Here is a 12,861-nt window from a genome sequence, read left to right as displayed (position 1 = left end):
ATATGTTAAATTTTCCCACCGTGAAAAAATTAAAGCATAAATAATGCCAAGAATAGTACAGCAAGCACCATTCCTAAACCTGTACGTTTAACAATATCCACTGGGCTAACCATCGCTAATCCTGCACAAACAATCGTTACGCCTGCGATTGGCGAGGCAGTGCGTCCAATAGCCCCGGTAATAGCGGCCGCCATACCAAGGTTTAAGTGTGTGTAGCCTAATTCGACTGCGTGTGGTGTTACTGCTGTGTTAAAGGCGATTGCTGCCGCATCGCCAGAACCTGTGAGTAAGCCCATTAAGAATGGACCAATCGTTGCCCCCCAACGGACAAATTCGTTTGAATGCTTAAGAAATTCAATGGCGCTGTCAATGGCACCAGTCGATTTTAGCCCTGCCACAAAAACACTCGCTGAAATAATAATGCCTAACACATTTGCATAAGCGCTCCCCATTCCATTAAAAAATTCTTCTGTAATTTTAGCTGGAGAAATACGTGTAACGAGAATGGCATAAATTGCCCCAATTAACATTGCTTGCGGTACTCCCATTTTCGTCCAAGCAAGTGCCGGGATTTCTTGTAAAGTGGTTCCACCAATTACTAAAATCACCAATGGTAATAAAGGTGCAATGGCAAAGAAAATGTTTGATTTTTGGAAAGATTGTTCAGATTCTTTAGCTTCTGCTAAATAGGCTTGGCGATGTTCTTCGCCATAATCTTTTAGCATTAATGCGACTAAAGTTAGCGAAACCGCTGCAATCGCACCAGCGATAATCGTATAAGGTGCATGAGATAAATTGACTTGCGTAATCGTTAAATTTGACATTTCGGCAATCATTGCAGAATGAGAAGAGCCGGGACTCATCATTGAACCAAATGTGCCAGCCAAAATGGCTGCCCCAGCCGTAGCAGGTCGCACACCTGCACTTTTTAACACGGGGATTAATGTTGCGCCAACGGCGGCAGCGCAACCGGCTGCTGAAGGAATCGCAATATTAATAAAAAAAGTAATCATTGTGGCAAAAGGAATTAAGAAAAATCTTAGTCCTGATAAGGGTCGAGTCATTAAATGCACAAGATGTGTATCACATTTTGTGTATTTCATCACATAAGCAAAGCCCATACTGGAACAGATTGCCATAATTAATCCACTGCTGGTCATTGATTTAGCAAAGGCATCGAACGCCCCCATTGGGTTGAGCGTTAATAAAGACATTAATAAGCCTAAACCAATTAATACGGTACGCGTTTCATATTTTTTTACCAATAAATAAACTGCAACAACAACGCCCAAAATTGCCACGAAAGATTTAAGTTCAAGCATATTATTCTCCTTAATAATTAAAAATCGATCCAGCGAGGTAAGACTGACAAGCCCCATTTTTGCTCAATTTTAACACCGCACTTTGTTGTGCTTGACTAATATCTAGTACACTTGCTTGTTGCCCCTGAATATGCAATGCCGTGCCTTCAGGTAATGCGTAAACCTGTGATTCAGGATTAATCATTAAAAACTCCGCTAAACGCTCTTCACGACTTTCACCATTATGTCCTGCTATTTTACCTGAAATAAAGTGTGGATTAATTTGGTGAGGAAATAGATTTAAAGCATCAAAGGAAGGGGGATAAAGAATTGGCATATCATTGGTTGTCATAATACTTTTACCAGCCACATTGGCACCAGCGCTCCAACCAAAATAAGGTGTGCCTTGTTGTACTTTTTGACGAATGGCATCTAATAAATGATGTTCATACAACCCATTAAGCAGGCAGAACGTGTTACCGCCACCAATTGCGATCACATCAGCTTGTTCGATAATATCAAGGTGTGTTTTTCCTCGATGAACAGAAATAATATCCATCTCTAATTCAGCAAATGCTTGTTTTACTCCATTTTCATATTCATCATAGCTACGGCTGACACCAGCATAAGGGACAAATCCAATGGTTTTTCCTCGGTATTCAGAAAGAAAAGTTTTCAGCCACGGCATACAATGTACCAAATAACCTGTATCTTTATATTTTGATCCACTCATTAATAACATCTTTTTCATGTTTTTCTCCTTATAAAAGTGTTCAATTAATACCTAATATTAGGTGATTCGTATTTCTCTATTATGCGTAGTCAGAATAAAAAAGAAATAAAATCAAGAATGAAAAATAAGATTTCTTGCGAAAGATCATAAAAAAACCACGCGATTTGCGTGGTTCAACATAATTCTCTAGCCTTAATGCTTACAGCCGCCATTTCCGCAGCAACCTTCACCATCGTGATGATGGTGGTGATCGTGGTTATGATGATGGTGATGACCGCCACAACCACAGCCGTGCCCTTCTTCATCGCTATCACCGTGTCCACCACAGCAACCGCCCTCTTGGTGGATATGACCATGAGCGATTTCCTCTAAGGTTGCTTCACGTGTTGCAACTACTTCTACATCAAATAATAATTCTTGTCCTGCGAGCATATGATTACCATCGACAACCACATCATTCTCACTTACTTCCGTGATCACAACAGGTAATGGTCCTACATCGGTATCGGCGATAAAGCGCATTCCTGCGACAAGCTCATCGACACCAACAAACACATCTTTTGGTACACGTTGAACAAGATTTTCATTATATTCCCCGTAACCTTCCTCTGGTTTTACGCGAACTTCAAATTTATCACCAACAGATTTACCTTCTAGGGCTTTCTCTAAGCCAATGACTAAATTATTATGCCCTTGTAAATATTCTAAAGGCTGATTGACTGGAGCTTCATCGACTAATACTCCATCTTCAGTACGAACTTGGTAAGCAATGCTCACCACCACATTTTTTGCAACTTTCATTGATAACCTCGTTGGCTTGTTAAAATTGCCTCATTGTATAAGAAATGGGGCTGGCTGTCATTATTCCTGAACTAGCTGAATTTTTGCCTCAATGCTTGCTCTTACGTTAGCTTTGCCGTTGCCTAATTGCACCTCATCATTCGACATTGAACTTGCCATTTTCGCCATAGCATAAGGGCGAGCCACAAAGCGTCCGCTTTCCATTGGAGTGCGGATATTTAATTCCACAATTTTATAGCCTTTTGCACCAAGTGATTGTTGAATTAAGTTTGCCTTGCGGTTTAATTGTTCAAGCGCCTGTTTTGTCATTTCGTCTTCAACTCGATTAATTGCAGCAGAAGACACTTGAGAGTTTACATATTCAATTGCCAAAATACCATTAAGTTTCGTCATTGCATTAGATAAGGCTTCATTATTTTTACTTTGCAACACTAACTGGGCGCGCGCAATCCAGCCATTTTGTTTGCCATCACTGTTATAACGGACTTGTGTACTACGTGAATTATCACTTAATTCAACGTCCGGATAGGATTTTAATATCTCAAAGGCTTGATTAATTTTATTGCTCACTTCTTTATTCGCCAACGCAAGATCTTTGTTTTCCGCTTGGGTAAACAAGGTAGCTTGAAGTAAATCATGCGAAAGTTCTTTTTCAACATCAACAGAAAAACTCACTATATTATGAGTATTCTCTGCAGCATAGGTAGATAACGATAATGGTAATGCCATTAAGGCAAAAGTAAGTTGTTTTAAACGCATAAAATTCCTTATAAATTAATTGATTTATTGCTATATCGACAGAAAAAAATGAAAATAGTTCCGAAGATAAAAAAATCTATAAAAAAGCACCGCACTTATATTTTGCTGAAAATAAAGTGCGGTGTGATTTTTAAAAATTTTGCGCAATCTTATTCTTCATCATCAAAAAATTCACCATCTTCGCCATATTCATCGTCTTCAGCATTAGGATCTTCAAAATATGTTCCCCAGCCGTCATAAATGCCATTGAATTTAGCGATAAGTGGAAATAATTCTTTTTGTTGTGCATCAATTAATTCAGCCTTTAATTCAATTTCGCTAATAGCATCAAAGGAATAAAAGATCTTGCCAGTTTCTTCCTCTTCCCACTCTTCTGCATCAGACACTTCATAGCCAGCCTTAAATACATCAACAGCAATTTTTTCTAATTGTTCAAAATCATTATGAGAAATATGATGCTCAATAATATAAAGTGCTTCAGGATCGCTACCGTCATTGAGTAAATTCTGAATAATTTCACGCGTTTCTGTTTGCGCATCTTCAATATGCGGAATGTTAGTCATTGGATTTCTCCTTTTGTGTGTAAAGTAAATATATGCCCTTATTTTACTACGTTATCCAAATTTAGGATAAAAAAAATCTTCCTATTTATAAGGAAGATTTTTTCTATTCAGCGAATTATTTTTTTAATAAATCACGGATTTCAGTTAATAATTTTTCTTCATTTGAAGGCTCAGCAGGTGCTGCTTCTGGCTCTTCTGCTGGTTTCTTCATTTTGTTCATTCCTTTCACAACTAAGAAAATTGCAAATGCAATGATCACGAAGTCAACGATATTTTGTACGAATACACCGTAGTTTAACGTTACTGCTGGCACATCACCTACCGCTTCTTTTAGTACAAGGTGTAAATCTTTGAAATCTACGCCACCTGTGAATAAACCTAAAACTGGCATAATCACATCAGCGACAAATGAACTTACGATTTTACCAAATGCACCACCGATAACTACACCGACAGCCATATCCACCACATTTCCACGCATTGCAAATTCGCGGAATTCTTTCATAAAACTCATAAAATACTCCTAAATAAAGGCTGAAAGGATTAATCAGCGGCGGCTATTATATGAACTAAAAACAATAAGTACAGCACTTTTTTTCATTTTTAGATAAAAAATGCACTAGGTTGGAATAATTTTTCTACCTCTGGAATATATTTTTTATCACTCACATATACCACAATGCGATCATTTTCTTCAATCACTAATCCTTTTCTCGCAACCATTACATCTTCACCACGTAATATTGCGCCAATAATCACGCCTGTAGGAAGTTTAATTTCAGATATTTTTCGTCCTATTATGTGAGAAGAATTTGCTTCGCCATGAACAACAATTTCTAAAGCCTCGGCAATACCGTGTCGCAAAGATACAACATTACCCACATCGCCTTTACGAATATGACCTAACAGCGCAGAAATCGTGGCTTGCTGAGGAGAAACCACAATATCTAACGTGCCTCCCTGCAATAAGTTAATGTATGCCATTCGCTGAATCAACACCATTGCCTTTTTCGCCCCTAATCGCTTGGCAAGTAAGGCAGCCATAATATTTGCCTCATCATCACTGGTGAGCGAAAGGAAAACATCAATATTTTCAATATGTTCTTCAAATAGCAAGGATTGATCTGAGGCATCACCGCAAAAAACCAAGGTTTTTGATAAACGCTCAGCTAAAGCAGTAGCTCGCTCAGGATTACGTTCAATCAATTTAACGGAACATTGTTCTTCCAAACGTTTTGCAACCCCACTTCCAACATTCCCACCACCAATAATCATAATGCGTTTATAAGGTTTTTCTAGACGCTGTAATTCACTCATAATGGCTTTAATATGAATTGTGGCACAAATAAAGGTAACTTCATCCCCCGCTTCAATAATGGTTGAGCCTTGTGGGCGAATCACTTTATCCTGTCGCAAAATAGACACGACACGGCAATCAATATGTGGCAAATGCTCTTTTAACATTGATAGGGCATATCCTACCAATGGCCCCCCATAATAGGCTTTCACCACCACGATACTAATTCGCCCTTCGGCAAAATGAGAAACTTGTAGCGCCCCCGGATAGTCAATCAAGCGAACGATTTCATCAGTCACTAATTTTTCAGGGGAAATAATATGATCGATCGGGATAACATCCGATTGAAATAATTTATTTTTTTCACGTAAATAGTCTGTACTCCGAATACGTGCAATTTTCGTTGGTGTATTAAACAAAGTATAAGCCACTTGGCACGCAATCATATTGGTTTCGTCTGAATTAGTTACTGCCACGACTAAATCTGCATCCGCTGCGCCTGCTTCACGCAAGACTCTCGGGGATGAGGCAATCCCATTCACGACACGCAAGTCGTGCTTATCTTGTAACGCAAGTAGACGTTCTGCTTCATTATCGACAAGCGTAATATCGTTATCTTCACTGACCAAATTGGCTGCCAATGTTGTCCCTACCTGCCCTGCGCCTAAAATAATGATTTTCATTGTTGTGATCTCTGTATTGCACTAAGTTCAAGTTATTTAATGCGGATTTAATCCATTGCTTGTTATAATAGCGAATATACTCGTGTAGCGCTACCTCCATCTCTGACACATTGGCAAAGCAATTCAGGTAAAAACATTCGAACTTCACCATACTAAAAACTCTCTACCATCTTATTATGCCAATTCCCCTTATGGCTTATGCTATGAACCGACTTTAAGGGATTTTTCACTACGAGTATTTCGTGCCACACTGCCACCTGATAGCGCCAACCTTAGTCGCTATGAATCAGTATGCAAGATAAACGAATTTATAACGCTTCCTTGAATATCTTCAATACGAAACCCCAAATAGTTAAAAGGTATGGTGAGACAGATTTGTCATCTTCAGTAATATGGAAAAGAGAGATTGCTTCCTTCGTTCTCGAACGATGGTATATTTTTCCGCTTGAGCTTGATACTTCTGAGTTCAAAGAACTTTTTTAAATAGATATTCTTCTGGTAAGAGTATTCAATCTCTTGTAAAAAAGGTTTTTTATCGGCTTTGACAGGCGGTTTGAGGAATCACATCTTATTTCTCCGATTAGGCTAGCGAATAAGCCAATCAATATCACTTTTCTAATGCGTTACAACTAAACCACAATTTAGCGAAAGTAAGAAAGACCGTAATAGTTTGTCGTCTGATTCAGATTCATACCTTGAACAGAGACTAACGAAATCGCGCGTAATGCAAATGCTGTTGAATAATGTTTTGCCATAAAAAATCTGCTCCTTAATTATTGGATGTGGTCCAACTTTTGGGGAGCAGATCAGTGTCATTTTATTTAAAACCTGAAATTATCAGCCCATACCGTATTTTTTTAATTTTTTACGTAATGTACCACGGTTGATACCTAACATTGTGGCTGCACGAGTTTGATTACCACGGGTATATTGCATAATCATATCAAGCATAGGGTGTTCAACCTCTGACAACACTAACTCATAAAGATCGTCCACATCTTGACCATCTAATTGTGCTAAATAATTTCTAATTGCTTGTTTCACAGAATCACGAAGTGGTTTATTTGTTACTTGTGATTGTGAGTTTAATACTGAAACAGTAAGTGCTTCGGCTGGATTACGTTGTTGTTCTAACATTGTTGTTCTTATCCAATAAAATCAAATTAAAAAATTCTTTCAATGCTGTTATTTGCTCTTTTGCATTCGTAATGGCATTAAAAGTCTGTCTAAAACTGGAATTAGGTTGAATTCCCTGTAAATACCAAGCAACGTGCTTGCGTGCAATGCGATACCCCTTTTCTTCACCATAAAACTGATGAAGTGCCTGAATATGTCGCAAAATAACACCGCACTTTTCTTCTAAGCTTGGTTCTGAAGTTATTGAGCTGTTTTCTATTAAATCTGCCACAGACTGAAATAGCCAAGGCCGACCTAATGCACCACGCCCAATCATTATTGCATCAGCGCCTGTGTAATTGAGTACATCTTGGGCTTTTTGTGCTGATGTAATATCGCCATTGGCAATCACGGGGATGGAAACCTGTTGTTTCACCGCTTTAATGTTGTCGTATTCCGCTTCGCCTTCAAATAAACATTCACGCGTACGCCCGTGAATAGTTAGTGCTTGAATGCCAGCTTGTTCGGCAATTTTAGCGATTTCCACACAGTTTCGATTTTGTCGATCCCAGCCTGTTCTAATTTTTAGTGTTACAGGCACGTCCACAGCACGAACCACGGCTTCAAGAATCTGTTGGACTAAATCAGGATATTGCAAAAGCGCAGAACCTGCCAATTTACGATTCACCTTCTTTGCTGGACAGCCCATATTGATGTCAATAATTTCTGCCCCATAGCCCACATTCACTTGTGCAGCTTGTGCCATTTCCTGCGGATCAGATCCCGCAATTTGCACGGCGTTGATGCCGACATCTTGATGATACGCAAGACGTTGTTTCGATTTTTCTGTATGCCAGACACGAGGATTACTTGCCATCATTTCTGAAAACGTTAATCCTGCCCCATAATTCGCACAAAGGCGTCTAAAAGGTTGGTCAGTAATACCTGCCATCGGTGCAAGCAAAATACGGTTTTTTAATTGATAATGACCAATTCGCATTGTTGCCTTCCTTTAACACATTACTACCTTTGACATACAACTCATCGCCCGCCCCTACGGGCAAGGCGTGCTATGATACGCACTTTTGCCCCATTTGCAAAGCATAATTTTTATACAAAATTCATTTTTTTATGATTGTGTGAATTTTATGCAATGTAAATGATTTTAGTCAAAAAAAATTCATCTTATGCTTGACAAAAGGAGAGGCATTTTTAGATTTTGCTATTTGTTTTTCCCCGTAATTCTGCACCATTCTTCACGGATTGCCACTGGCTCTAGGATAAATTGATTTTCGTAAGCTTGGCAAACTGATTGGGCTTGCGTTTCTAAAATGCCCGATAAACCAAGTAAACCTTGTGGTTTGACTAATTGAGTGATAGTCGGCGCAAGTTCTTTTAATGGACCCGCCAAAATGTTAGCGACAACAACATCAGCTTGCAAATCAGCTGGCGCATCTTTAGCCAAAAAGAGTTGTAGGCGGTCGCTCACGCCATTTTGTTCTGCATTATTGCGACTGGCTAAAATCGCTTGTGGGTCAATATCAATACCAATCGCATTTTTTGCCCCTAATTTTAGGGCGGCAATGGCTAAAATCCCGGAACCGCAACCAAAATCAATGACGGTTTTATTGTTTAAATCTAAGCTATCTAGCCATTCTAAGCAAAGCGCCGTCGTTGGGTGCGTGCCTGTTCCAAAGGCTAATCCCGGATCAAGCATAACATTTACCGCATTTTGATCGGGAACGTCTCGCCAGCTTGGGCAAATCCATAAACGTTTACCAAACTGCATTGGGTGGAAATTGTCCATCCATTCACGTTCCCAATCTTTATCTTCAATTTGTTCGATTTTATAGGCAGTTTCTTTACTTAAATGCCCCGCACTTTTGAGTAAAGCAACAATCTGTTGCATATCGGTTTCGGCATCAAATAAGGCGATCACATCGGTGTTACCCCACAAACGCGTTTCACCGGGAAGTGGTTCAAAAATCGGGGTATCTTGGCTATCCATAAAGGTTACTGAAACTGAGCCAATTTCTTCTAAATAATCACTAATTGTTTCCGCTTGTTGATTGGTGCTATTAATGCGAATTTGAACCCAAGCCATAATTTTTCCTTACTAAAATAAAAAGGTTAATAAATAAGAGCCGTTTAAATTGGAAATAAAATAAGATAGCTCGCGACGTACTATTCAGTGCGTATGCGGCGAGCCTATCCGGTATTATTGTCAATTCAAATGACGATATTATTGAGATTTTTCACCCAACTTGTTACCGATCAGAAAAGCGATTAAGCCAAATAATAAAGACGGGACAATGGCGTGAAAATCAAATAGTTTAATACTTGCGGCGGTTAAGCCTACATAACTGGTTAAGCCCACTACCATTGAGCAAATTGCACCAACGGCATTGGCTTTCTGCCAATATAATCCCAACACGATCACCCATAAAAAAGCGGCTTCCAAACCACCAAAGGCGAAAAGGTTTAACCAAATAATCATTTTTGGTGGATTTAACGCCGCCAAGATCAAAAGTGCGGTTAAAATTAACGTAATAATTGAAGAAAACCAGCTAATCTTTTTTTGATTTTGTACCATTTCAGGCTTGGTGCTGAGATATAAATCCTTAACAAAAATAGATGAGGATTGAATGAGCTGCGCATCAATCGTAGACATAATGGCAGACATTGGTGCAGCAAGGAAAATACCCGCGACAATTGGCGGAAGCACTTGTAACATTAACGTTGGAATCACCTGATCCGGTACGTCTAACGCGGGTAAAATTGCGCGCCCTAAGGCACCAGAAAGGTGCATACCCAACATCACTAACGCTAAAACAATCGTGCCAATTAACATTCCATTATGCAAAGCTTTACTGTCTTTAAACGCCATACAACGCACCGCCGTATGAGGCAAACCGACTACGCCAAAACATACCAAAACCCAGAAAGAGGCCATAAATTGAAAGCCTAACATCTCATTTGGCCCATAAGGACTGGTTAAGTGCGGGTCAATTTCATTGAGTTTTTGCACCGCACTTTCAACTCCCCCAGCGGCATAGATCGTTGCCCCAAGTAAAATAATCGTGCCGAGAATCATTACCGTTCCTTGAATAGTATCCGTCAGTACCACCGCACGAAACCCACCAATAAAGGTATAAAGCCCCACTGTAACGGCAAAAATCAGTAACGCATTGGTATAACTAATGCCAATAGTGGTTTCCAGCAAGCGCGCACCGCCAATAAATTGCACGGTCATTGCGGCAAAGAAAGCAATTAATAATGCAATACAAGAAATCCAGACTAAATATTTATTTTTATAACGATAAAGTAATAAGTCATTGATTGTTAAGGCTTTACTTTCACGAGAAAGTAAGGCGAACTTTTTCCCCAACGCACCAAGTGCCAGCCATACTGCGGGTACTTGAATCATTGCCAGCAATACCCAACCTAGACCAAATTTATACGCCGCGCCCGGCCCTCCGACAAAAGAGCTAGCACTGGCATAGGTGGATGCGGTGGTCATCGCAAGTACAAAGCCTGTCATTGAGCGGTTGCCAACATAATATTCAGTTAAGAAATCGCCTTTAGAACGTTTCGTATAAGCATAAATTGCTGCCCCAAACACAAAAGCAAGGTAAATACCTAAAGGGAAAATAATACCGAGATTCATTATTCAACATCCTTGTTTTCGAGTTTAATATTTTCTAAATCAATCTCTTGATACACAATTTTTATCACCCAATAAGCCACCACGATAAATAGCACCGGCAAATAAATACAAGCTAATTCAAACCAGAGTGGAAAACCGAGCGGTCCTTGAGAATCTTTGGGTAAATAAGCACATAAACACCAACCCACGACATAAAGCAAGGTCAGCCCAAACGCCCAACGCGCTTCTTTTGTGGCTTGCTGATAACGAGAATGTTGTTTCATCGCTTTTGTTGTTCTCCTAATTTGTTATGTTTATCGCTAAATTTTCATACGGCAACACACGAGCAAAATTTCAGACTAATTGAGTTATTTGCTCAGTGCCTAATCTTAGCAAAATATATTGACAAAAATCACGTTAAATAGCGTGAAAATTGTCGATTCAATGATTGAAATCAGGCAAGGCAACGTTGTTTTATTTCAAATCAGGCAACGAAAATTTGTAAATTTTGCTCCGCACTTTTTTATGCGTAATCATAAAGAAAGTGATTAACCCCCAAAAATTCTGTAATAAAAAAGGCGTTATTTAAAACGCCTTGTGGATTGAATAATGGACTTAATCGTGCATTCCTAATTTCTTCTCTAGATAGTGGATATTTGTACCACCTTTTTGGAAGTTCTCATCCGCTAAAATCAGATCGTGGAGTGGAATATTGGTTTTAATGCCATTAATGATTGTTTCACCTAAGGCATTTTGCATACGACGGATAGCCACTTCTCGGTTATCGCCATAAGTGATCAATTTTGCGATCATTGAATCATAATGTGGCGGAACGGTATAGCCCGTATAAATATGCGAATCCCAACGTACCCCTAAACCACCGGGAGCGTGTAAATGGCTAATTTTCCCCGGAGAAGGTAAGAAGCTTTTTGGATCTTCGGCATTGATACGGCATTCAATGGCGTGGCCACGTACTTTAATCTCTTCTTGTTTGATAGAAAGTGGTAAGCCCGAGGCAATTAATAATTGCTCTTTCACCAAATCCACGCCCGTAATCATTTCTGTAACGGGGTGTTCAACTTGAATACGAGTGTTCATTTCGATGAAATAGAATTCGCCATTTTCATATAAGAATTCAAACGTCCCCGCACCACGGTAGCCAATTTCTACACAGGCTTTTGCACAACGTGAACCAATATCACGGCGCATTTCTTCAGTAATCCCCGGCGCTGGCGCTTCTTCCACTACTTTTTGGTGGCGACGTTGCATTGAGCAATCACGTTCTGCTAAATAAACCGCATTGCCGTGCGTATCTGCCAGCACTTGAATTTCAATATGGCGTGGATTTTCTAAATATTTCTCCATATATACCATATCGTTGTTGAAGGCGGCTTTTGCTTCGGCTTTAGTCATTGCAATAGATTCTTCCAAAGAATGTTCATCACGCACCACACGCATACCACGACCACCACCGCCACCAGAGGCTTTAATAATCACAGGATAACCAATGCGTTTGGCAATTTCTTTGTTTTTCTTCATATCACTGCCAACAGGGCCATCAGAACCCGGTACGCAAGGCACGCCAGCTTTTTTCATTGCGTTAATGGCAGAAACTTTATCCCCCATTAGACGAATGACATCGGCAGTTGGGCCAATAAAGGTGAACCCCGAACGCTCTACTTGTTCAGCAAAATCAGCATTTTCAGATAAAAAACCATATCCCGGGTGAATAGCATCCGCCCCCGTAACTTCTGCAGCCGCAATCAGCGCAGGGATATTTAAATAACTTTTGGTTGAAGGCGCAGGCCCGATGCAGACGGTTTCATCTGCTAATAAGACGTGTTTTAATTCACGATCTGCGGTGGAGTGAACCGCAACGGTGCGGATACCTAGCTCTTTACAAGCACGTAAAATGCGTAGGGCAATTTCTCCACGGTTGGCTATTACAACTTTTTCTAACAT

14 protein-coding genes are annotated in these 12,861 nt (G+C 39.8%); all 14 read right to left on the bottom strand.

What is annotated here, in order from left to right:
* Positions 1-29 precede the first annotated feature (29 nt).
* Positions 30-1,322, bottom strand: a complete 1,293-nt coding sequence (dcuC, locus tag L4F92_RS10135) for a C4-dicarboxylate transporter DcuC (RefSeq protein WP_250363628.1) — start codon at positions 1,320-1,322, stop codon at positions 30-32.
* Positions 1,323-1,332: 10 nt separating this feature from the next.
* Positions 1,333-2,052: a dipeptidase PepE gene (gene pepE / locus L4F92_RS10130; protein ID WP_250363627.1), complete on the bottom strand. Its 720-nt coding sequence runs from the start codon at positions 2,050-2,052 to the stop codon at positions 1,333-1,335.
* 174 nt (positions 2,053-2,226) lie between these two features.
* Positions 2,227-2,835 carry a peptidylprolyl isomerase gene (slyD, locus tag L4F92_RS10125; protein WP_250363626.1) on the bottom strand — a complete coding sequence of 203 codons (609 nt, stop codon included), beginning with the start codon at positions 2,833-2,835 and terminating at the stop codon, positions 2,227-2,229.
* Between the two features lie 60 nt (positions 2,836-2,895).
* Positions 2,896-3,594: an SIMPL domain-containing protein gene (locus tag L4F92_RS10120; RefSeq protein WP_250350969.1), complete on the bottom strand. Its 699-nt coding sequence runs from the start codon at positions 3,592-3,594 to the stop codon at positions 2,896-2,898.
* 149 nt (positions 3,595-3,743) lie between these two features.
* A complete protein-coding gene (rraB, locus tag L4F92_RS10115) occupies positions 3,744-4,157 on the bottom strand; it encodes a ribonuclease E inhibitor RraB (protein WP_250363625.1) in 414 nt (137 codons plus the stop codon).
* Between the two features lie 115 nt (positions 4,158-4,272).
* Positions 4,273-4,671: a large-conductance mechanosensitive channel protein MscL gene (gene mscL / locus L4F92_RS10110; RefSeq protein WP_250363624.1), complete on the bottom strand. Its 399-nt coding sequence runs from the start codon at positions 4,669-4,671 to the stop codon at positions 4,273-4,275.
* An 89-nt stretch (positions 4,672-4,760) separates the two neighbouring features.
* Positions 4,761-6,137 carry a Trk system potassium transporter TrkA gene (trkA, locus tag L4F92_RS10105; protein ID WP_250363623.1) on the bottom strand — a complete coding sequence of 459 codons (1,377 nt, stop codon included), beginning with the start codon at positions 6,135-6,137 and terminating at the stop codon, positions 4,761-4,763.
* On the bottom strand, positions 6,073-6,288 hold the full coding sequence (locus tag L4F92_RS11140) for an IS3 family transposase (RefSeq protein WP_395896871.1): 216 nt from the start codon (positions 6,286-6,288) through the stop codon (positions 6,073-6,075). The genes trkA and L4F92_RS11140 overlap by 65 nt, the downstream gene beginning before the upstream one ends.
* Before the next feature lie 686 nt (positions 6,289-6,974).
* A complete protein-coding gene (gene fis, locus L4F92_RS10100; RefSeq protein ID WP_103855173.1) occupies positions 6,975-7,274 on the bottom strand; it encodes a DNA-binding transcriptional regulator Fis in 300 nt (99 codons plus the stop codon).
* Positions 7,255-8,253 carry a tRNA dihydrouridine synthase DusB gene (dusB, locus tag L4F92_RS10095; RefSeq protein WP_250363622.1) on the bottom strand — a complete coding sequence of 333 codons (999 nt, stop codon included), beginning with the start codon at positions 8,251-8,253 and terminating at the stop codon, positions 7,255-7,257. The genes fis and dusB overlap by 20 nt, the downstream gene beginning before the upstream one ends.
* 222 nt (positions 8,254-8,475) lie before the next feature.
* On the bottom strand, positions 8,476-9,357 hold the full coding sequence (gene prmA / locus L4F92_RS10090) for a 50S ribosomal protein L11 methyltransferase (RefSeq protein WP_250363621.1): 882 nt from the start codon (positions 9,355-9,357) through the stop codon (positions 8,476-8,478).
* A 138-nt stretch (positions 9,358-9,495) separates the two neighbouring features.
* A complete protein-coding gene (panF, locus tag L4F92_RS10085) occupies positions 9,496-10,920 on the bottom strand; it encodes a sodium/pantothenate symporter (protein ID WP_250363620.1) in 1,425 nt (474 codons plus the stop codon).
* The gene (locus L4F92_RS10080) at positions 10,920-11,183 is read right to left on the bottom strand and encodes a YhdT family protein (protein ID WP_250350979.1); all 264 of its coding nucleotides are present in this window, start codon (positions 11,181-11,183) and stop codon (positions 10,920-10,922) included. The genes panF and L4F92_RS10080 overlap by 1 nt, the downstream gene beginning before the upstream one ends.
* 331 nt (positions 11,184-11,514) lie before the next feature.
* Entirely contained in the window at positions 11,515-12,861 is a 1,347-nt protein-coding gene (gene accC, locus L4F92_RS10075) for an acetyl-CoA carboxylase biotin carboxylase subunit (RefSeq protein ID WP_250363619.1), read from the bottom strand.

Origin of the sequence: Avibacterium sp. 21-595 (assembly GCF_023611905.1) — a bacterium.
Taxonomy (GTDB): Bacteria; Pseudomonadota; Gammaproteobacteria; order Enterobacterales; family Pasteurellaceae; genus Avibacterium.
This window is presented reverse-complemented; position numbering and strand designations above follow the sequence as displayed.